Annotated in this window: 14 protein-coding genes; 2 read left to right on the top strand and 12 right to left on the bottom strand. The window is 70.1% G+C overall.

The window, feature by feature from the left end:
• Positions 1-23: 23 nt before the first annotated feature.
• From AT700_RS13495 to AT700_RS13455, 9 genes are all read right to left on the bottom strand, one after another.
• Positions 24-6,401, bottom strand: coding sequence for a non-ribosomal peptide synthetase (locus tag AT700_RS13495; RefSeq protein ID WP_048521095.1), 6,378 nt, complete (start codon positions 6,399-6,401; stop codon positions 24-26).
• 19 nt (positions 6,402-6,420) lie between these two features.
• Positions 6,421-7,440, bottom strand: a complete 1,020-nt coding sequence (locus AT700_RS13490; RefSeq protein WP_003113096.1) for a TauD/TfdA family dioxygenase — start codon at positions 7,438-7,440, stop codon at positions 6,421-6,423.
• The gene (locus AT700_RS13485) at positions 7,437-8,525 is read right to left on the bottom strand and encodes a TauD/TfdA family dioxygenase (protein ID WP_003160283.1); all 1,089 of its coding nucleotides are present in this window, start codon (positions 8,523-8,525) and stop codon (positions 7,437-7,439) included. Before AT700_RS13485 ends, AT700_RS13490 begins: the two co-directional genes overlap by 4 nt.
• A gap of 29 nt (positions 8,526-8,554) precedes the next feature.
• Entirely contained in the window at positions 8,555-12,235 is a 3,681-nt protein-coding gene (locus AT700_RS13480; protein ID WP_169787789.1) for a non-ribosomal peptide synthetase, read from the bottom strand.
• Positions 12,236-12,399: 164 nt separating this feature from the next.
• On the bottom strand, positions 12,400-13,017 hold the full coding sequence (locus AT700_RS13475; RefSeq protein ID WP_003113093.1) for a LysE family translocator: 618 nt from the start codon (positions 13,015-13,017) through the stop codon (positions 12,400-12,402).
• A gap of 109 nt (positions 13,018-13,126) precedes the next feature.
• Complete coding sequence (locus tag AT700_RS13470) at positions 13,127-13,993, bottom strand: ABC transporter permease (RefSeq protein WP_003117834.1); 867 nt, start codon at positions 13,991-13,993, stop codon at positions 13,127-13,129.
• Between the two features lie 16 nt (positions 13,994-14,009).
• Positions 14,010-14,858, bottom strand: a complete 849-nt coding sequence (locus AT700_RS13465) for an ABC transporter ATP-binding protein (RefSeq protein WP_003113091.1) — start codon at positions 14,856-14,858, stop codon at positions 14,010-14,012.
• Positions 14,859-14,865: 7 nt separating this feature from the next.
• On the bottom strand, positions 14,866-15,888 hold the full coding sequence (locus tag AT700_RS13460) for an ABC transporter substrate-binding protein (RefSeq protein WP_003089389.1): 1,023 nt from the start codon (positions 15,886-15,888) through the stop codon (positions 14,866-14,868).
• 40 nt (positions 15,889-15,928) lie between these two features.
• On the bottom strand, positions 15,929-16,816 hold the full coding sequence (locus AT700_RS13455; protein ID WP_003124614.1) for a TauD/TfdA dioxygenase family protein: 888 nt from the start codon (positions 16,814-16,816) through the stop codon (positions 15,929-15,931).
• Between the two features lie 289 nt (positions 16,817-17,105).
• Here AT700_RS13455 and AT700_RS13450 point away from each other — a divergent pair, with 289 nt between their 5' ends.
• Complete coding sequence (locus AT700_RS13450) at positions 17,106-17,264, top strand: hypothetical protein (RefSeq protein WP_003089396.1); 159 nt, start codon at positions 17,106-17,108, stop codon at positions 17,262-17,264.
• Between the two features lie 54 nt (positions 17,265-17,318).
• Positions 17,319-17,900, top strand: a complete 582-nt coding sequence (locus AT700_RS13445) for a helix-turn-helix domain-containing protein (protein ID WP_003122724.1) — start codon at positions 17,319-17,321, stop codon at positions 17,898-17,900.
• 75 nt (positions 17,901-17,975) lie between these two features.
• On the opposite strand, the gene AT700_RS13440 is transcribed toward AT700_RS13445, so the two are convergent.
• The 3 genes from AT700_RS13440 to AT700_RS13430 form a co-directional block, all read right to left on the bottom strand.
• The gene (locus tag AT700_RS13440) at positions 17,976-18,479 is read right to left on the bottom strand and encodes a hypothetical protein (RefSeq protein WP_023113070.1); all 504 of its coding nucleotides are present in this window, start codon (positions 18,477-18,479) and stop codon (positions 17,976-17,978) included.
• Between the two features lie 299 nt (positions 18,480-18,778).
• Entirely contained in the window at positions 18,779-20,032 is a 1,254-nt protein-coding gene (locus AT700_RS13435) for an MFS transporter (RefSeq protein WP_003122722.1), read from the bottom strand.
• Positions 20,032-21,207 carry a serine hydrolase domain-containing protein gene (locus AT700_RS13430; RefSeq protein ID WP_034034625.1) on the bottom strand — a complete coding sequence of 392 codons (1,176 nt, stop codon included), beginning with the start codon at positions 21,205-21,207 and terminating at the stop codon, positions 20,032-20,034. Before AT700_RS13430 ends, AT700_RS13435 begins: the two co-directional genes overlap by 1 nt.
• Positions 21,208-21,266: the final 59 nt, after the last annotated feature.

Below are 21,266 nucleotides of genomic sequence, written 5' to 3'. Positions count from 1 at the left end.
GGCGGGCGGCAGGGGCCGGCGGTTCAGGTTGCCAGGTTCGCCGGCACGCCGCCAGGCACATCGGGCGCCAGGCGCTGCCGCAGGATCGCGCAGACCTCCTCCGCCGCCGTCACCACCAGGCCGTGGCCGCCGGCCAGGGTCTCCAGCTCGTAGCGGCTGGCGTGCCGCCGCCAGCCGTCGATGGCCGCCCTGGAGACGCCCGGGTCCTGCTCGCCGAGGATCGCGGTGATCGGTATGGCCAGCGGCTCGCGCGGGCGGTAGCGATAGTCGGCGGCCAGGCGCGAATCGGCGCGCAGGGTGGCCAGGCTGATCTCGCGCAGCTCCGGGTCGTCGAGCACTTCCAGCGGCAGCACGTCGTACTCGCGCAGGGTTCGCAGCAACTCGGCGTCGCCCATCGCATGGAAGCGCGGGTATTCCAGGTCCGGCCCCGGAGCGCGGCTGCTGATCACGAACAACTGCCTGGCGCGCAGGCCGTGCAGGCTTTCCAGGCGTGCCGCCAGTTCGTAGGCGAGCATGCCACCGAGGCTGGCGCCGACCAGGGCGAACGGACGGTCGAGCAATGGCAGGAGCGCGTCGTCGATGGCACAGAGCATGGCCTCTACATCGGTGACGAATGGCTCGTCCTGGCGTTCCTGGCGCCCCGGATACTGGATCGCCAGCAGCTCCACGTCCGCCGGCAGGCGCGCGTCCCAACCACGGAAAGTGCCGGCGTTGCCCCCCGCGGGCGGCAGCGCGATCAGGCGCAGGCGCGGCTGCGCGCTCCCGCTGCGCTGCAACCACAGGGCCCGGGCGCGCTCGGTGGCGGGCGGCAACGGCGGCGCGTCGGCGGCATGGCAGCGGCGCACCACTTCGCGGGCATCCGGATCGCCCTGCAACAGCCCCAGGCTCAGTTGCCTGCCGGTCAGCCGGCGCAATTCGGCGATCGCCTGCACGCCCAGCAGCGAATGCCCGCCGGCACTGGCGAAGCCCTGGTCGGCCGCCAGCGGCCGGCCGAGCACCCGGGACAACACCTTGAGCACCCGCCGCAGCTCCACGCTGTCCTCGGCCTGGGCCGCCGTGGGCGGCTGCGCCGGGTCCTCGAGCAGCGCCAGCAACGCCTCGCGGTAGGCGTCGGCCAGCGCCTCGGCGCGCTCGGCGGGGAAACGTCCGGCGGCGTACTGGAAGCCCACCTCGAGGCGCTCGCCGGCCACCTCGAAGTCCACCGCCAGCGGCACGTCGACGTCCACCACCACCTGGTCGAGGATGCCGCCGTGCCTTACTCCCGCCGTCGGCGCGGCGTCGTCCTGGTGGAAGTCGACGAAGTTGAACAGGCTGTCCAGGCGCAACTCGCGGTTGCGCCTGCGAATCGCCGCCAGCGGATGGCGCCGATGTTCCAGGCTCGCGCGCTCGTAGTCGAATGCGCGACGGGCGCTGTCGAGCAGATCGACGGAAGCCGACAGCCGGCACGGCAGGGTGTTCAGGAACAGGCCGAGCAGGCGGTCCGCTCCCGGCTCCTCGGGGCGCCCGTGGCTGACGAAGCCGGTGACTACTTCATCGGCATCGCTGAAGCGGCACAACGCTCGGCCATGCACCGCCAGCAACAACGAACGCAAGGGCAAGCCGCTGCGTTCGGCCAGGGCGCGCAAGCGCGACAGGCTGTCGGCCGGCACGTCCACGCGGACCGCCGCCATGCGCCGGGGTCCCTCCTCCGCCAGGCCGGGCAACGGCCGGTAGCGGGCGCCGGCCAGGTAGTCGAGCCAGAACAGCGCCGAGGCGGCGTTGGCCTCGGCCTCACGCTCCAGCGCCACGTAGTCGCGGAAGCCTACCGCGGGCGCTTCCGCTTCCCGCGCGACGACACCGGCGAGAAGGTCGGCGTAGACCGCCAGCAGCTCGTCCACCAGGCTTTGCAGGCTCCAGCCGTCCAGCACGCTATGGTGTTCGGCGACGCCCAGGGCGAAGCGCCGCTCGTCCAGCGCCAGCGCGGCGAGGCGCACCAGCGGTGGGCGGCTCCAGTCGAACGGGGTGGCCTGCTCTTCCTCGATCCAGGCACGCAGGCGCAGGCGCCGTGTTTCCCCATCGAGGCCACACAGGTCGTGCACCGGCACCTCGGCGGCGACCGCAGCGGCCGGGTGGACCCATTGCAGGGGAACCTGGCCACCGTGCAGGTCGAAGCCGGTACGCAGGATCGCGTGGCGGCCGATCAGGATCGCCCAGGCGCGCGCCAGCAACTCGCCGTCCAGGCGTCCATGCACCTCGTGCAGGACGACGTTGTGCAACAGCCGTGGATCGCCGCTGGCCTCGCTTTGCAGGAGCATGCCCTGTTGCAGGCTGGTCATCGGATAGGCGTCGTCGAGCCCCTCCGGCAGGCGCTTGCGTTCCGCCGCCGACAACAGGGCGAACGGCTCCAGCACCCGCGGCGCCGAGCTCGCGGCCGCATCCGCCGGACTCGCCGGAGCGGCCAGCAGGCGCGCCAGTTCGCGGATGCTCTGGTGGTTGAACACGTCGCGCAGGGTAAAGGCAAGCCCCGCCTCGCGCGCCATGACCTGCATCTGGATCAGGCGGATGGAGTCGCCGCCGACCTGGAAGAAATTGTCGCTGACGCCGATCGCCGGGCGTTTCAGCACGCTCTTCCAGATCTCCAGCAGGGCCGCCTCGGTGGCATTGGCCGGCGCTTCCAGGGTCTGCGCGGCCGCCTCGGCGGCCAGCGCCGCCAACAGCGCGCGACGGTCGAGCTTGCCTTCGGCGGTCAGCGGCAGGCGTTCGACCCGGGCGATCCGGCTCGGCAGCATGTAGGCCGGCAGGCGCGCCTCGAGGAAGCCACGCAGGGCCTGCTCGCTCAGCTCGCCGCCGAGGGCCGCGGCGGGGCGCGGCGCGAGCGCGCGCCAGTCGATGCGCTCGGCCAGCGACTCGGCATAGCCCGGGCGCACCGCGTAGCAGTTGTAACGGTCGGTACCCTCCAGCAGCGCGTCCTGACGGATGCTCACCTCGAAGCCATGGCGGCGCAGCAGGTCGCTCAAGGCATCGGCGCGGCCGGCGGTGGCACCGTCGCGCTTGTCATGGACCTCCAGGACGATCTGCCGGACCTTGGCCAGCGCCGCATCGTCGAGACCGAGCAGCACATCCATTTCCGCGCGCTGCACGTCGATCTTCAGCAGGTCGATACGCTCCAGGCCCAGTTCGCCGATCACCTGGTCGAGGCGGCGCAGGCGGCAGCGGTGGGCTTCGGCGCGCAGGCGGTCGTCGAGGATTTCGTCGATGTTGTCCAGCAGCAGGTTGGCCCCGCCCTCCTCGCCCTGGTTGCTCAGGTAGCGTCGGATGACGTCGCGTTCGCCGCTGGCGTCGGCGTACTCGGCGATCCCGGAGAAGGTCGAGTAGCCCGGATAGTAGGTGAAGGTTTCCTCGCGCTCGGCGTCGGACAGGCCGATGCCGAATACCTCGACCTGCGGTGCGTAGCGTCCGAGGTTGGCCTCCAGGCGCCGGCGGATCGGTGCCAGCGGCTCGAAGGCGACCACTCGCGCGCGCGGCGCGCGGCTGGCGATGTACAGCGAGAACAGGCCGATGTTGGCACCGACGTCGAGGACCACCGCGTCCGGCGGCAGGACGATGCCGTCGCGGCTGTAGACCTCGTCGACGAAGATTTCCTGGTAGACGTACTCGGTTTCGTTGAGGTTCAGTCCGGCGACCCGGTGCCCGCTGGGCAGGTCGACTTCCAGCCAGGACTCGTCCGCGGTCTCCTCGGCGGCGGTGACGAAGGCGACGATCCGGCGATCCGCGCCCGGTTCGGCCGCATCGGCCTCGTCGGTGAGTACCGCCGCCTCGCCCACCGCCGGGTGTTCCAGCAACGCGCTGCGGATCTCGCCCAGTTCGATGCGGTAGCCGTTGATCTTCACCTGTTCGTCGATCCGCCCGAGGAACTCCAGGCAACCGTCGGCGCGCCAGCGCACCAGGTCGCCGCTGCGGTACAGGCGGCCGCTGCCCGGCCAGCCCTCCTCGAGGAAGCGCCCGGCCGCCTCGCCGGCGTCGCCGGCATAGCCGCGCGCCACCCCGGCGCCGCCGATCCACAGTTCGCCGCTGGCGCCACGGGTCTTGCGACGACCGAGGCCATCGACCACATGCAGATCGACGTTGGCCAGGGCGCGGCCGATGGTCGGCCGCGCATGCTCGGCGACCCGCGCCAGGCTGGCGTTCACCGTGGCTTCGGTAGGACCGTAGAGATTGAACACCTGGCAGCGGCGCCAGCCGGCGGCGACCTCCCAGGACGCTTCGTCGAAGCGCTCGCCCCCTACCAGGATGCGCCCGGGCAGCGCCGGGTGGGCATCGTCGAGGCCGGCCTGGAGCAGCAGGCGGAACAGCGACGGGGTGCAGTCGAGCACGTCGATGCGCCGTTCTTCGAGGAACCCCAGCATCCGCTGCGGATCGCTGCGCACCTCCTGCGGCACCAGGACCAGGCAATGGCCGGAGAGCAACTGGAGAATCTGCTTGATCGAGGAGTCGAAGGAGAACGGCGCGTTGACCGTCACCCGCAGGCCCTCGCCCACCACGTTCGCGTATACCGTGCGCGCCAGGGCCTGGGACAGGTTGAGCGCGCTGGCGTGCTCGACCACCACGCCTTTGGGCTGGCCGCTGGTGCCCGAGGTGAAGATCATGTAGGCCGCATCGCGCCCGCCCGGCGCCGGCAGGCTCATGCCGCTGCCGGCAAGCGGCAGCGTCGACAGGTCCAGGCAGGCCCCGGCGAAGTCCTCGCGGGCGCGCCCGGCGCACTCGGCATCGGCAAGGGCGAAGACGATCCCGCCCGCTTCGCGCATCCGCTCCACCCGCGCCGCCGGAAACTCCGGATTGACCGGGGTGTACACCGCCGCCGCGCGCATCACCCCGAGCAGGGCGACGATCGCCTCGCGGTTGCGCCCGGTCATCACCGCCACCGCCTGGCCGGGCCGCACGCCGGCAGCCAGCAGCGCTTCGGCGACCGCTTCGCTGCGCGCGCGCAGCGTGGCGAAATCCAGGCTGCCGTGGGCATCCAGCAACGCCGGCGCCTGCGGCTGCAGGGCGGCGCGCAGATCGAACGCGGCCACCAGGGATTCCACCGGCGCGGGCTCCACGCGCTCGCCCTGCCAGGCCTGGTAGCGCTCGCGCTCGGCCGCGCCGATCAACGGCAGCCCGGCCAGTGGCAGTTGCCTGTCGGCGGCGATGCTTTCCAGGCATTCGACCCAGGCGTCGAGCAAGCGCCCGGCCAGCGTTCCGTCATGGTCGCGGCGGACCCGCAGGCTGGCCAGCCGGCCTTCGCCGTGGGGCAGCACCTGCAACTCGAGGAACCCGCCCAGCGGCGGCTGACGGCAATCCAGCTCGGCCACCCCGGCGCCATCCAGTTCGCCCGCCAGCCAGGCGAAGCCCAACTCGGCGAGCGGCCAGTCGGGGGCAAAGGGATCGCGCAGGGCCGCTGCCTCCTCCTGGGCGAGGATCGCCGCCTGGAGGGCGTCGAGCCGCTCGCCGACGCTGCCCGCGCGGACATTCTCCAGGCACAGCGGCGCGACCCCGGCGAACGGTCCGGCCAGCTCGGCGAACTCGTTGAACAGGCGCCCCGAGACCAGTCGCGCCATTTCCAGAGGGAGTCCCTCGTCGCCCTGGAACTGCCCGGCGACCTGGGTCCAGGCCAGCAGGGCGGCCGCCTCCGGCAAGCCGTTGGCGGCCAGGCGTTCGAGCAGCGCGCGCGGCAGCAGGCGCCGCGCCGTCCACTCGCCTTCGCCCAGGTCGTCCGCCAGCGCCAGCGGACTCTCCGCCGCAACGGCCGCCTGCTCTCGCCAGTAACCGCTGGCGCTTTCGCCGTCTTCGCCGGCCAGCGCCTCGTTGGCCCACTCGGAGAAATGCTGGAACAGCAGCGCCTCGTCTCCCTCGTCCGCGCTCGCCTGGCCGGCCGGCCCCAGGCCGCGGCGCAGCAGCGCCACCAGGCTGGCCGCATCGACGACGAACGCCGGCGCCGCCAGCAACAGCCCCTGGAGCGTCTCTCCGGCGGCGTCCAGCAGCAGGCCGAGCGCCAGTACCGGCTGGCCTTCCCCGCCCAGGGGCGAAGCGGCGAGACGCGCGCTTTCGCGCGCGAAGCGTCCGGCCCAGTCGCCGTCTCCCGGCAGGCGCTCGACCAGCAGATCGGCCGCGCGCCCATCCAGTACCTGCACCGGCAGGCTCATGCCCGGCATCGTCCGGTAGGCCACGCGCAGTTGCGCCTCGCCGTCCAGCGCCCGGCGCAGCCGCTCCAGCGTCGCCACGGGATCGGCCGGGGCGTGCAGGCGCACGCCGACAACCGTATTTTCCGGCCGCTCGGCATGGCGGCGCCAGGCGCGGGTCTGCAAGGGAGACAGCGGGAATCCTTCGAGCGCTTCGCTCGCGGCCGGTTGCACAGCGGATTGCAGGTCTTCTGACGCACTCATGGCTATCCCTCGCACGGGTTCAGGGTTGGTGGACATGCAGGTCGGTCATCGCCACCAGCACCTTGCGCTCGCCGGTGTACGGCTCGCGGCCGTGGACGCTGATGAAGTTGTCGAGCATCAGGACATCGCCGCGCTCCCAGGCGAACGCGCGGGTTTCCTCGCGGTAGGCGGCGCGGATGGTGTCCAGCACCTCCGCCTCGATCGGGCTGCCGTCGCCGTAGTAGGCGTTGCGCGGCAGGCCCTGTTCGCCGACCTCGTCGAGCAAGGCCCGGGCCAGGGCCGGCGGCATGTTGGAGACATGGAACATGTGCGCGTGGTTGAACCACAGCGTCTCGCCGCTGAGCGGGTGGCGCACCATCGCCTGGCGTACCTGGCGGGTATTCAGGCGCTGGTCGTCGAGCCAGGTCCATTGGGTACCGGTCTGCCGGCAGTAGGCCTCGACCTCGGCGCGACTGTCGGTCTGGAAGCCTTCCTGCCAGGTCAGGTCGATCTCCGGCCCGTAGTTGCGCACGTAGCACACCCCATGGCGGAGGAAGCGCTGCCTGATCGCCTCGGGTATCCGAGCGCTGACCCGGCGCTCGTCGGCCAGGGGCGTGCGGCCCTGGGTGGCGGGCGGTGTCTGGCAGTAGAAGTGGATATAGCTCGGCCAGTTGTGCGAGTAGGACATCTCGTGGTGCGGCGGAATCCAGCCGTCCGGCGAGAACTCGGTGGAGGTGAACACCCGGTGCGCCACTTCCTGGCGTGCCGCCGCGCGCTCCAGGTAGTCGAGCATGTTCGGCGAAAAGCTTTGTACCGCCTGGGAGAAGCCCTCCGCTCCGTCTACCGCGAAGCCACGAAACAGGATGCCGCCATGCCGCAGCAGGCTGTCGCGCAGCCCTGCGCCGGCGGCGGCGATCCATTGCCGCAGGTCCATGCCCGGCTGGCGCGCGCGGACGATGCGCAGGTAGTCGTTGGCCGGGTCGAGCAGGCTTTCCTCCACCAGGTCGCCGGCCGAGAGCTGCCGGGGGCGCAGGCGCGGCGCGCTGAACGAGGCGCTCATGCGGCACCTCCGAGCGCCAGGCGCGAAGGTGTCGGCGGGACGTCGGCGGGCGCCAGGCTGGAATACGGCGTGGACATGATGGTGAGGATCCGTCGCGGCCCGCGGAACGGCTCGCGGCCGTGCTGGGCGAGCATGTTGTCGAGGATCAGCACGTCGCCCACGCGCCAGTCGAAGCGCCGCGTCTCGCGGTCTATGGCGCTGCGGATGGTCGCCAGGGTCTGCGCCTCGATCGGGCTGCCATCGCCGTAGTAGGTCTGGTACGGCAGGTCTTCCTCGGCGACGCTGCGCAGCAGCGCATCGCGCAGGCCCGGCTCGAGACTGGTGGCATGGAAGAACATGCCGTGGTTGAACCACAGGCGCTCGCCGGTATACGGGTGGCGTTGGAACGCCGCGCGCCTCTGCCAGGTGCGCAGGTGCTCGTCGCCGATCCAGGCATGGGCGATCCGGTGCTCAGCGCAGAACGCCTCGACCTCGGCGCGGCTGTCGGTCTGGAACGCTTCGCGCCAGGACAGGCCGAGGCCGGCGCGGTAGTTGCGCACGTAGAGGATGCCCAGGCGCCCGAAGCGTTCCAGCAATTCGTCCGGCAGGTGGCGGAGCACCAGCCGGTTGGCCGCCACCGGGGTGGCGCCGCCCTCGAGCGGCGCGACCTGGCAATGGAACATGATGTACAGCGGCCAGTCGGCGGTATAGGACTGCTCGTTATGCAGGAAGATCGGCTGGTCCACCGGATGCTCGGTGGAGGTGTAGACCTCGCCGCTGACCTGGCTACGCGGCGAGGAACGCTCCTTGTAGTCGAGCAGTTGCGGGGCGAAGGCAGCGGCGGCTGCGCGGAAGCGCTCTGCCGAGTCGACCTCGAAGCCTCTCAGCAACAGGCCGCCAGCCAGGTTCAGGTCGTCGTGCAGGGACTGGCCCTGCTCGCGAATCCAGTCGGCCAGGGACAGGCCGGGAGCCTGTGCCTCGATCAGCAGCGGCAGGCCGTCGCGCTCCGCCGCCGGGCGCCGCACCAGCGCCTCGCTGCTGCGCGGGCTGAGATTGCGCGGCCGGGCGAAGCCGCGACCGGTGAGACTGGGAGCTGTTCGTTCCATCGCTGTTCTCCGTGGGAGGCTCGGGGTCGTCAGGAAGCGTTGCAGCCCTCCGGCGACATGCGTTTCGAGATAGGTTCGCCGGCATTCGCCAGCAGGCGCCGCTCCCAGGCCTGGTGCAGGCGCTCGATGCGGTGCAGGTCGAAGATCGCGCTGACCCCGGTCCAGACGGCCAGCCAACCCTGCGGCTGGTCTTCCAGCCACAGCGTCAGGTCCAGGCGCGCGCCAGGCACCGGGATGAAGTCGGCTTCGACGCGCACCCCGGCATCCACCGCCGGGGCCGCCCGACCGTTGTGCGCGCCGCAGGCGATGCGGATCGGCAGGCCGCTGGCGCCGCGCTGGCTCAGGGCCTGGGTCACGCATTCGAGGGGCACGTCCTGGTGTTCGAGCAGTTCCAGCAGATCATGGCCGACCTGGCGCAGGCGCCACTCCACGGACTGCTCCGGACGCAGGCCGACCGCCAGCGGCAGGAGGTTGACGAAGCAGCCGACCAGCCCCTGCATTTCCAGGCGCGAACGCCCGGCCAGGGCCACGCCGACGAGCAGGTCGTCGACGCCCAGTTCGGCGCCGAGCACTTCGGCGAAGGCCTGTAGCGCAGCACTGAACGGGCTTACCGAGGTGCGTTCGGCCAGCGCCCGGCAGACGGCATGGACGGCGGCGGAAACCGGCAGGGCGAGGCGTTGGCCGGCGCGCCCGCCGCTCTCCTCCGGGCGCGCCGGCGCGGCGCCGGGAGCCTTCGCCAGCGGCAACAAACGCTCAGCCCAGCGCTCGGCGACACGGTCCAGGCGTCCCGAGGCCAACGCCGCGCGCTCGCGGGCGGCAACCTGTTCCGGCGTACTGGCGAGCACGCCCAGGCGACCGCCATCGAGCAGCGTCTTCAGTTCCGCGGCAAAGACCGCCAGCGACACATCGTCGAAGGCGTAGTGATGGACGCTGAGCAGGAGGTCGGCGCGCGCGCTGTCGCGGGTGACGACCAGCAGCAGGCGTGCCGGCGCCTCGTGGGCGAGGTCGAAGACTCGCGCGCCCTCACGGCGCACGCCATCCTCCAGCAACCGCTCGGCGTGGACGGCGTCGCTCGCCAGCAGGCGTTGCAGGGGCACCGCATGCGCCGCCAGCGCATGCGGCTGCGGCCCGTCGACGCCCGTTTCGACACGCCGGCGCAGCGCCACATGCCGTTCCAGCAACTGGCGCAAGGCCTGTTCGATGGCGTCGGCCGTGGCGCCGACTATGCGCAGGTGGGCCAGCAGGTTGTAGGAGGTGTCCTCCGGCGCCAGTTGCTGGGCCACCCACAGGCGCCGTTCGGCGAGGCTCAGCCCGGCGGCGCCGGCGCTCGGCTCCGGCTCGTCGCCCTCGGGCGCGGCCTGGCGCAGCAGTTCCAGCAGGGCCTCGGGGGTCGCCGGGCCACCGGCGAACGCCTGCAACGGTACGCGTCGGGACAGTCGCTGGCGCAGCGTCGCGAGCAGGTGCACCGCCCGCAGGGAATCGCCGCCGGCGGCGTAGAAGCCCTGTCCGGCGCGCGGCGGCGCACCAAGCTGCGCCTGCCAGGCCTGGTGTAGCGCCTGCTCCAGCGGATCGCTGGGCAGCGCCTGGGGCTCGGCGCCGGTCGCCTGGGGACGCGGCAGGGCCTTGCGGTCGATCTTGCCGTTGAGCGTCTTGGGCAGCTCCGCCAGGACCACGAACGCTGACGGCAACATGTAGTGCGGCAGACTTTGCCCAAGGTGCTCGTTCAGCGCCTGGAGCGGCGGGGCGAACGGCGCCGCCAGGTAGCCGACCAGCCGACGCAGGCCGGCGCTGTCCTCGGTGAGCATGGCGCAGGCTTCGCTCACCCCGGGAAAACTCGCCAGGCACGAGGCGATCTCGCCCAGCTCGATGCGGAAGCCGTTGAACTTGACCTGGTCGTCGAGCCGGCCGAGGTGTTCCAGCACGCCGTCCTCGCGCATGCGTACGCGGTCGCCGGTGCGATAGCGGCGCTCGCCGCTGCCCGGATCGACGCGGAAACGCTCGGCGGTCTGCTCCGGCTTGCCGAAATAGCCACGCGCCAGGCCGATGCCGCCGAGGTACAGCTCCCCGGCCACGCCCAGCGGCAGCGGCGCCTCGAAGCCGTCGAGCACCTCCACCGTGGTGCCGGGCAGCGGTCGGCCGATGGGCGGCTCGTCGAGCGCTTCGGCGTGCAGGTCCAGTTCGTGCGCCGTCGAATAGGTGGTGTCCTCGGTCGGCCCGTAGAGATTGACCAGGCGCCGTACCTGGGGTTGGCCACGAATCTGTCGCACCAGGTGGCCGCGCAGCGGTTCGCCGGCCAGGTTCAGCGTGCGCACCCCGCCCGGCAGGTCGCCGAGGGCGAGCAGCGCGGCACACACCGAGGGCACGGTATTGAGCAGGCTGATCTCGTCGCGGCGCGGGTAGTCCGGCAGGCTGAACAGGTTTTCCACCAGGTGCAGCGTGCCGCCTTCGGCCAGGGTGCCGAACAGCTCGTAGACCGACAGGTCGAAGCACACCGAGGTCGCCGCCAGTACCCCGCTCCATTCTTCGGCGGCATAGTGCTGGCCGGCCCAGCGCAGGAAGGCATGGGCGCTGCCGTGCTCGATGGCGACGCCCTTGGGGCGTCCGGTGGAACCGGAGGTGTAGATGATGTAGGCGAGGTGGTCGGCGCCGACCTCGCTCGCGGGCAGCGCCAGGTCGTTCGCCTGGTCGCCGCCCTCCTCCAGCGTCAGGCATGGCCGGCCCAGCGCGGCGACCCGCTCGCGGGTGCTCGCGTCGACCAGCACCAGCAGGCAGTCGGCGTCGTCGAGCATGTAGGCCACCCGCTCCTCCGGATAGGCCGGGTCCAGCGGGACGTAGCAACCGCCGGCGCGGAGCACGCCAAGCAGGCCGACCAGCAGGCCGCTGTCGCGCCGCAGGCAGACCCCGACCCGCTGCTCCGGAGCCACCCCGGCGGCGCGCAGGCGCACGGCGAGCGCGGCGCTTTCGCGCTCCAGCTCGGCATAGCTGAGGCTACGGTCGGCGGCGTGCACGGCGATGCGCTGCGGTGTGCGCCGCGCCTGGGCCTCGAACAGATGGTGGAGTACGCCGCGCGACGGGGCGGCCTGGGGCTCGCTGCGCAGGGCCTGCAAACGGCGCTCTTCGTCGGCGTCCAGCCAGGGCAGCCGGCCGACGCAGGCCTGGGCGTCGACCAGGCCGCGCGCCAGGCGCGCGAGATGGCCGGCGATACGCCGCAATTCGTCGTACTGGGGATCGCGCAGAGCCAGGCCGACGCTGCCGTCCGCCGCCAGCACCAGGGCCAGCCAGCCGGGGCTGCTCGCCGTTGGCCGCGCCGCCAGCACCTGGACCGCGCAGCACCCGGCCAGGGCGGCGCGCTCCTGGCCGTCGGCGGATAGCTGCCGCCGGGCGTCATCGAGTTCTTCCGCCAGCCGCGCGCTACGTTCGGCGGACGACTCCATCGCCCGGTAGGCGGAACGCAGCAGCGCGGGCGCCTGCCGCCCGCGAACCGTGATCGGCTCGGGAAAGCCCAGGGTGATCTCTTCGTTGCCGTAGCGTCCCAGCAGTACCAGGAACGCCGCCAGCCAGTGCGCCGCCGGGAACGCTTCCGCGGCCGCCTCCGGCTCGAACCATTGCCAGGCGCAATGCGGGTCGCGCAAGGCGATTCGTCCCGGCAACTCCAGCCCCAGCGGGGCGCCTTGCAGGTAGCGCCGCTCCTGCGCAACCTCCGGGCGCACTGCGCGTCCCGCGGTCAGCGCCTTGCCCGACGAAAAGCTGCGTAACGGTAAGCCATGTCGCTCCTGCATCGCTCTCCCCCTTCCGAGGCTGGGCACCGAGCGAAAAACTCTTCACGAAATGGCGACGAGTTACGAGCTAATACAATTGATAGGGTGGTGACAGGTCAGGCCGAATGGCTTTCCGCGAGGATCGGGTACAGCGACGCGACCAACAGCAGCGCCATCCCTACGTTGAACACCCTCAGCCAGCGCGGATCGCGCAGCACGTTGCGCAGCATGCTGCCGAAACCGGCCCAGATTCCGATGGTCGGCGCGTTGATCAGGGCAAATACCGTCGAGATCACCACCACGTTGGTGAAGTAGCCCTGCAACGGCGTATAGGTGCTTATGGCGCCGACCGCCATCACCCAGGCCTTCGGGTTGACCCACTGGAACGCCGCCGCGCCCCAGTAGCTCAACGGCTTGCCACGTCCCTCCGGGTCGTTGCCGGCCGGGCCGGACGTGGCGATCTTCCAGGCCAGGTACAGCAGGTAGGCCGCGCCGACGTAGCGCAGGATGGTGTACAGCACCGGATAGGCCTCGAACACCGTGCCCAGGCCGAAGCCCACCGCCATCACCATGATGAAGAAGCCGCAACTGATCCCGAGGATGTGCGGGATGGAGCGGACGAAACCGAAGTTGACCCCCGAGGCCAGCAACATGGTGTTGTTCGGACCGGGCGTGACGGAGGTGACGAAGGCGAACAGGGAGAACGCCAGCAGCAGATCCACGGAGAGCGACATTCGTTCCATCCTTTGAAGTGGGTGCGGGCAAGACGTTACTCCGCTTTGCCGCCGCGCCAGCGCAACAGTTGCCGAGAAAGTTGCCGTAACACTCCACCCGTCCGCCGCCCTAGCGTTGCACTCCCCAGCGCTTCACCGTGAGGCGCTCGATGCTGCCGAACACCAGGTTCTCCACCAGCAGGCCGATCAGCACCACCACGGCCAGGCCGGCGAATACCTTGTCGGTGTACAGCTCGTTGCGGTTCTGGAAAATGTACCAGCCGAGCCCGCCCTTGCCGCTGCTCGCGCCGAACACCAGTTCCGCGGCGATCAGCGTGCGCCAGGCGAAGGCCCAGCCGATCTTCAGCCCGGCGAGAATCGACGGCAGCGCCGCCGGCACCAGGATCAGGAGGACGAAGCGCAGGCCACGCAGGCCGTAGTTGCGCCCTGCCATACGCAGGGTCTCCGAGACACCGAGGAAACCGGCATAGGTGTTCAGCGCCAGCGCCCAGAGCACCGAATGCACCAGCACGAAGATCAGGCTGTTCTGGCCCAGGCCGAACCAGAGCAGCGCCAGCGGCAGCAGCGCGATCGCCGGCAGCGGGTTGAACATCGCCGTGAGGGTCCCGAGCAGGTCGCGGCCCAACTGCGTGGAGACCGCCAGGCTGGTCAGAACGAAGGCCAGGACGATCCCCAGCAGGTAGCCCTTGAACAGCACCAGCAGGGAGATCCCCGCCTTGGCCGGCAGTTCGCCGCTGGCCAGGCCCTCGCCGAGGGCCCTGGCCGTCTGCAGGAAGCCTGGCAGCAGCAGGTCGTTGCCCTGGACCCGCGCCGCCAGCTCCCAGGCCAGCGCCAGCAGCGCCAGGATCAGCCCCTTGCGCAGCCAGCCCTGTTGCCAGAGACGCTGGCTCAGGGGCAGGCGCCGCTCCAGGGAGACCTCCAGCAGGGGTTCGAGCTGGACTTCGTATTCTTCGCGAACGCGCGTGACTCGACTCATCGATCGATTCCTCTGCTCAATGGGCCAGCCGGATATCGGCGAAGTCGAGGGTCGCGGCCGCCGTCGGTTCGCCGCCCTCGTCGAACAGCAAGCGGTGGATGCGTCGCGCCGCGGCTTGCAGCGGCTCGCCGCCAAGGCTGTGCAGCCCGAACGGGTGGCCGTGCACTTCGGCCCGGACCCGCCCCGGGTGCGGCGAGAGCAGCAGGATGCGGTTGCCCACCACCAACGCCTCCTCGATGGAGTGGGTGACGAACAGCAGGGTGAAACGCACCTCTTCCCACAGGCGCAGCAGTTCTTCCTGCATCTTTCGCCGGGTCAGCGCGTCCAGCGCGGCGAACGGCTCGTCCATCAGCAGGATCTTCGGCTGCATCGCCAGCGCCCGGGCGATCGCCACCCGCGCCTTCATGCCCCCGGACAGCGTGTGCGGGTAGGCCTCGGCGAAGCCCGCCAGGCCGACCTTCTCGAGGCATTCGTCGGCGCGTCGCTCGGCCTCGTCGCGCGTCACCTGGCCGGACACCCGCAAGGGGAACAGCACGTTCTGCCGTACGGTCTTCCATGGCGGCAACTGGTCGAACTCCTGGAACACCACGATACGGTCGGGGCCGGGCGCCCTGACCGCCTGTCCCTGAAGGCGGATCTCGCCCTCGCTGGGCGTGATGAAGCCGGCCACCGCCTTGAGCAGGGTCGACTTGCCGCAACCGGACGGGCCGAGCAGGACGAAGCGATCGGCCGGGTCGACTTCGAAGCTGACCCGCTGGGTGGCCCGCACCACGCGCGAGCGGGTGCGGTATTCGAGGCTGACTCCGTCCACCGCCAGCAGGGCGTCGGCGGGGAGCGTGGAAGGTTGGCGGGAGGCGGCGTTCATCGGCGTCTCAACTCCCCTGCAACGGCGCGCCGTCCTGGAAGAAATAGTCCTGCCAGGAGGCCGGCTTGTTGCGGATCGCACCGACCCGGTAGAGAAACTCCGCCAGCGGATAGGTGTTCTTCGGCGTGACGCTGAACTCCACCTGCGGATTGGCGATGATCTTCAGCAGCGCGGCTCGGTCGATCTTCGCCCCGGTCACCCGGATATAGGTATCGGCGGCGGCCGCCTTGTCGTTCTGGGCGAAGGCCGCCGCTTCCTTCAGCGCCTCGACGAAGGCCCGGTAGGTCTTCGGGTTGTCCTGGCGGAACTTCTCCGTGGCGAACAGCACGGTCGGCGAATTCGGCCCCAGCAGCTCGTAGCTGTCGAGCACCACGTGGACCTTCGGGTTGGCCAGCGCCTGGTCCTGGAACGGCGGGTTGGAGAAATGCCCGGTCAGCTCGGTGCCGCCGGCCACCAGCGCGGCGGTGGCGTCCGGATGCGGCAGCGCCACGGTGTACTTGTCGAGGCGGTCGAACTGCTTGTCGCCCCACTGCTTCGCCGCGGCGTACTGGAGGAAGCGCGACTGCACCGAAACCCCCACCGCCGGCACGGCGATGCGATCCCCGGCGCCGAAGTCGGCGATGCTCCTGACCCGCGGGTCGTTGCTCAGCAGGTAGTAGGGGAAGTTGCCCAGCGAAGCCACCGCCTTGACGTTCTGGCGCCCGCGGGTACGGTCCCAGATGGTCAGCAGCGGACCGACGCCGGCACCGGCGATATCGATCGCCCCGGACAGCAGCGCATCGTTGACCGCCGCGCCGCCGGACAGTTGGGTCCAGTCGACCTTGATTTGCAGGCCCTCGGCCTGGCCGTGCTTTTCGATCAGGCGCTGGTCGCGGACCACGTTGAGCAGCAGGTAGACGATGCCGAACTGCTCGGCGATGCGGATCTCGCCCTCGGCCTGCGCCGGCCGGCTGGCCAGCAGCGTGGTGGCGAGGCTCAGGCCCAGGCCGAGCGCGGCGACCAGGCGGGTGAAACGGGGAATGCGGTTCATGGAAACGCTCCTGGCGAAAAGGGGGAAGCGCGTGCCGTCGTCAGAACGGCGCGTCGCCCTGGATGGTGGTGCGGTAGAGCTTGCGCCGCAGGTGGGCCGGGCAACCGCCGGCGAGATGGATCAGCGAGCGGTTGTCCCAGAACACCAGGTCATGCGCCTGCCAGCGATGCCGGTAGATGTGCTCGGGGCGCACGCTGTGCGCATACAGCTCGGCGAGCAGTTGGGCGCTCTCGTCGGCCGGCAGGCCGACGATGCGGGTGGTGAAACCTTCGCTGACGAACAGCCCCTTGCGCCCACTTTCCGGGTGGGTGCGCACGATCGGATGGACCACTTCGCGCACCTCGGCGAGCTGGGCGGCGCTCAGGGTCGGCCGCCAGTTGCCCTCGAAGCGCGGTTCGCTGTAGCGGGCGGTATAGGAATGCGCCGCCGTGCGTCCCTCGATGGCCTTGCGCAGGGCTTCCGGCAGGCTGTCCCAGGCCTTGTGCATGTCGGCGAACAGAGTATCGCCGCCCTCCTCCGGCAGCTCCTGGGCATGCAGCATCGAGCCGAGGCTCGGCAGCTCCTTATAGGAAAGGTCGGAGTGCCAGAACTTGCCGGCATCGCCGAGACCGATGGGCTGGCCGTTCTCGACGATGTTGGAAACGATGAGGATCTCCGGATGCCCTGGGAGCAGGAACTGCTTCAGCACATGGATCTGCAACTCACCGAAGCGCCGGCTGAAGGCGATCTGCTGCGCCGGGGTGATGCGCTGCTCGCGGAACACCAGCACATGGTGGTCCAGGTGCGCCCGGTGGATACGGCGGAAGTCCTCGGCGGCCAGGGGCAACCCGAGGTCGAGGCCGAGCACCTCGGCGCCGAATGCGGCATCGAGGGCACGGATCTGCAAAGGAACGTCGGCGCGCGCTGGCGCCGGAAGGGAAACGGACATCGCTGACTCCCACGCAAGCCCGGACACGCCAGGCACGAGATACCGCGCAAGGCGGCATGGATTCGGTGCGGCGCGCCGATTGGTCGGCAGGTACGCGAGAGTCTTTAATTTATTGGAATAAGAAAATTAATTTAAATATCTTTAAAGAATATAAATATGCTGCTCCGTACGGTTCGGCGTTCCTTGTAAGCACAAAAGTGAATTAATAAATAAAAACTTAGTATTTATGGCTCTAAGCGGCGAAGGGATAGTCTGGCTGCCATCGAACCCGCCGCCCGAGGAATGCCTCATGGACCGCACCGACAACGTCATCGATTTCGCCCGCTACCGCTCGCGCCGCCAGGCACGCCGCCTGGGCGAAATGATGTGGGCGGTGTACGCCTGGCGGGCCGGCTACGCCGTGCCGCAACCGCCAGCCAGGCACGACGAGCGCAGCCGCCGGGCCTGACCGATGAACCTGCCCGCCAGCGATGGCGTTGCCCACCTGGAACTGGCCGCCGGCGTGCATACCGAACCCGATGATCTGATTGGCCAGCGCGTCGCCCACAACCTGCTGCGCCTGCGCGGCAAGCGCAATCTCTCGCTGGACGCCCTGGCGCGGATTTCCGGTGTCAGCCGGGCGATGCTGGCGCAGATCGAGTCCGGGCGCAGCGTGCCGTCGATCAAGGTGCTGTGCAAGATCGCCCAGGGTCTCAAGGTGTCGGTGGCAGCCTTCCTCGACGATCGCGCCTTCGCCGGCGTCGCCGTGCTGCCGGCGCAACAGAGCAAGCGCCTGGTCAGCGCCGACGGCGCCTTCACCAGCCGCGCGCTGTTCCCCTTCGATGTGGCGCGCCAGGTGGAGTTCTACGAACTGCGCCTGCGCGGCCTCGGCCAGGAAGACGCCGAGGCCCACGCCCCCGGCACCCAGGAGAACCTGGTGGTGGCGCAGGGGGTACTGGAAGTGCGGGTCAACGAAGAGCGTTTCCTGCTCGCCACCGGCGACTCGATCCTGTTCTACGCCGACCAGCCGCACAGCTACCGCAACCCCGCCGATAGCGAAGCCCTGGCGTACCTGGTGATGACCTACCCGGAGCGCCTGGACTGACCCCGGCCCTGCTGCCATGGACGAAGAAAGGCCCGCCCGGTCATCCCGGGCGGGCCTTTTCCATCCGGCGACGGATCAGCAGGTGCAGCACATCATCGGCATGCCGTTGCAACTCATCATCATCGGCATGCCGCACTCCATCATCTTCGCCATCAGCATGCAGCAGTTCTTGAACATCTCCATGTCCATGCCCTGCATCGGCATCATCCTGCAGTGCATGGCGTCGCCCTGCATGGAGCACTCCATCATGCACTTCATCGGAGCCATGCCCATCATCGGCATGCCCATCCCCATGCCCATCGTCGGCATCATCGCCATGCAGGCCTGGGACATGCCCATCATCGCCAGGTTGCCGCACTGCATCATCATGGGCATGCCGCAGTTCATCATCATCGCCATCATCTCGGCGCTGTTGCGGAACTGGCCCATGTCCATACCCATCGCCGGCATCATCTTGCACAGCATGCCGTCGTCCATCGTTTCGCACTGCATGGTCGCCATCATCATCGGCATGCCCATCATGGGCATCATCGGTATGGCGGCATTCATGTTCATCGGCATCTGCATGGCATTCATCATGGCGGTAACTCCTGTAGGCGAAGCGGGGGTAGGTGCGAATGGGGCCGATTCTAGGCAGCGCCGACGCACCGGCAAGATGCCGGTGCAACAGCCGAGCCGGGCGCTGCATGGTGGCTAGCGGCGAGACAGCGAAGATGTTCGGCGCAATGACAGCGGATTCCGCTGTATGGCGGAGGAACGCATCGTCACAGCCGGTATTTCGACGCGATGGATATTCGAAACGGACCTATCCAAATAACCCTGGTGAATAAACGTTCTAAGACCCGCAGCCTTTTTCCCCTTGCCGGGCGCAGCCCCGTCTATTGCGCCGCTTTCCGGTGCTCGGGCGATGCCCTGCGGAAGTCGCGCGGGCCGACGCGGAAAGCGTGCGCGGCATTGCCCCAGGCCAGCGCCGCGGCCAGGCCGATCAACGGCAGCAGGGTCCAGGGCAGCATCTCGCTGCCCCAACGCTGCAACACCATGCCGCCCAACGCTCCGCCGCCGGCGATGGCCAGGTTCCAGGCCACCACGATCATCGACTGGGCCAGGTCGGCGCCCTCCCCGGCGGCGTCCGCCGAGGCGGTCTGCAGCAGCGTCGCCGCGCCACCGAACGTCAGCCCCCAGAGGGCCAGGCCGGCGAACGCCAGCCAGCTCCAGCGAGCGCCCAGGCACAGCGCCAGCGCCGCTACGGCGAACAGCGCCAGGCTGGCCAGGACCATCCGCCGCAAATGCCGGTCGACCAGCACGCCGACCAGCCAGATTCCCGCCACCGCGGCGCTGCCGAATACCAGCAGGGCCAGGTCCACCGAGGCGCCCAGGCCGACCTTGGCGAGGAACGGCGCGATATAGGTGTAGAGGATGTTGTGCGCCAGCACCCAGGCGACGATCACCAGCAATACCGGACGCACGCCCGGCGTGCGCAGCACCCCGAGCAGACGCAGGCGCCGCCCGGCCGGCTGGCCAGGGAAGTCCGGCACGCTGCGCAGCACCCAGCCGACCAGCAGCAGCGCGGTCAGCGACAACAGGCCGAAGGCCCAGCGCCAGCCGAGCAGGCCGCCCAGCCAGGTGCCCAGCGGAACGCCGAGCGACAGCGCCAGCGGCGCACCGAGCATGGCCACCGCCAACGCCCGCCCCTGCTGCTCCGGCGGCACCAGGCGCCGCGCGTAGCCGGCCAGCAGGCCCCAGGCGAGGCCGGCGGCGACGCCGCTGCCGAAGCGCGCCAGCAGGGTCAGGCGGTAATCCGAGGAAACGGCGGTTAGGCTGTTGCAGACGAAGAAGATCAGCAGCGCCAGCAGCAGCACCCGGCGCCGCCGCCAGCCCTGGGTCAGGCTCGCCGCCGGCAGCGCGGCCAGTAGCGAACCCAAGGCGTAGACGCTGACCAGTTGCCCGGCCAGCGCCTCGCTGACCGCCAGCCCCGCGCCGATTTGCGGCAGCAGGCCGGCCGGCAGGGTTTCGCTGAGAATGGCGACGAAGCCGGACATCGCCATCGCCAGCAGCGCACTCAGCGGCAGCCGCGGCGCCACGGCCGACGCAGCGGCCCCGGCGTTCTCCGGAAATGCTTCGCGGCGTCCCATCAGCGCAGCTCCGCGGAACGGTAGACGGCGTCGCGCAGGTCGTTGACGAAGCGTCCCGACATGCCCTCGAACAGGGTGTTGGTAAGCGCCACCACCGACAGTTCGCGGGCCCGGTCGACGAACCAGGAATGCCCGTAGGCGCCACCCCAGCGCCAGGTGCCGGGAGCCTCCGGCGATTGCGCGATGGCCGAGTCGCGCAGCACGGAGAAACCCAGGCCGAAGCCGAAACCGGGATTGGCCGGCAGTTCCAGGCCGGGTACCTGGTCGCGACCCATCTCCTCCACCAGGCCAGGCGTCAGCAACGGCGCGCCGCCCTGGCGAAGGATTTCCAAAAGGCGCAGCACGTCGCCGGCGCTGCCGATCATCCCCGCCCCGCCGGACGCATAGGCAGACGGTTCGAAGGCCCGATTCGGCTCGAAGCGAATGCCGACGCTGTCCTCGAACGGCGCCACGGTCTCCCGCCCGGCCATTCGGCGCGGGCGTGGCCGGTCGCTGACGTAGACCGCCGCCAGTCGGCACGCGTCGGCGCAGAGGAAGCCGCTGTCGCGCATGCCGGCTGGAATCCCGACCCGCTGCCGCAGCGCTTCCGCCAGCGGCCGCCCGTCGACCCGCTCCACCAGCGCGCCGAGCACGTCGGTGGCCAGCGAATAGCCCCAGGCGCGGCCGGGTTCGTAGAGCAAGGGCACGGAGGCCAGGCGACGGAGATTCTCGGCCAGGTCGAAACCCGGCAGGTCCATGCCATCGGAAATCCCGGCGCGGGCATAGGGGCCGTCTGCGTCGGCTTCGAGGAAGCGATAGCCGAGGCCGGCGCTGTGGCTCAGCAACTGCCGCGGCGTGATGCGCGCCTCGCGGCCGTCGGCCAGGCGCGGACGGAACGCCGGCAACCAGTCGGCGATCGGCTCATCGAGGGCCAGCCGGCCCTCATCCACCAGGCTCAGGGCCGCGACGCTGACGATCGGCTTGCTCACCGAGGCCAGGCGGAACAGGCTGTCCTCGCCCATTATCCGGCCGGCTTCGCGGTCGGCCAGGCCGGCAGCCCGTCGATAGAGCCACTGCCCCCGGTGTGCCACCAGCACCACCGCCCCCACCAGGCGCTGGTCGGCGAATGCCGCCTCGATCACCTGATCGACATTTTCCGCCAGGCCGCAGCCTGGCTCTCGTTCGAAACTGGACATGCGGGACTCTCCGCAGATGAAGGATGCGGACAGGCTAAGAGCGCTGCAAAAGCGGAAAA

This window comes from Pseudomonas aeruginosa, assembly GCF_001457615.1.
Lineage (GTDB): Bacteria > Pseudomonadota > Gammaproteobacteria > Pseudomonadales > Pseudomonadaceae > Pseudomonas > Pseudomonas aeruginosa.
Note: the sequence above shows the minus strand (reverse complement) of the source record. Positions and strands in the feature narration are given on the sequence as shown.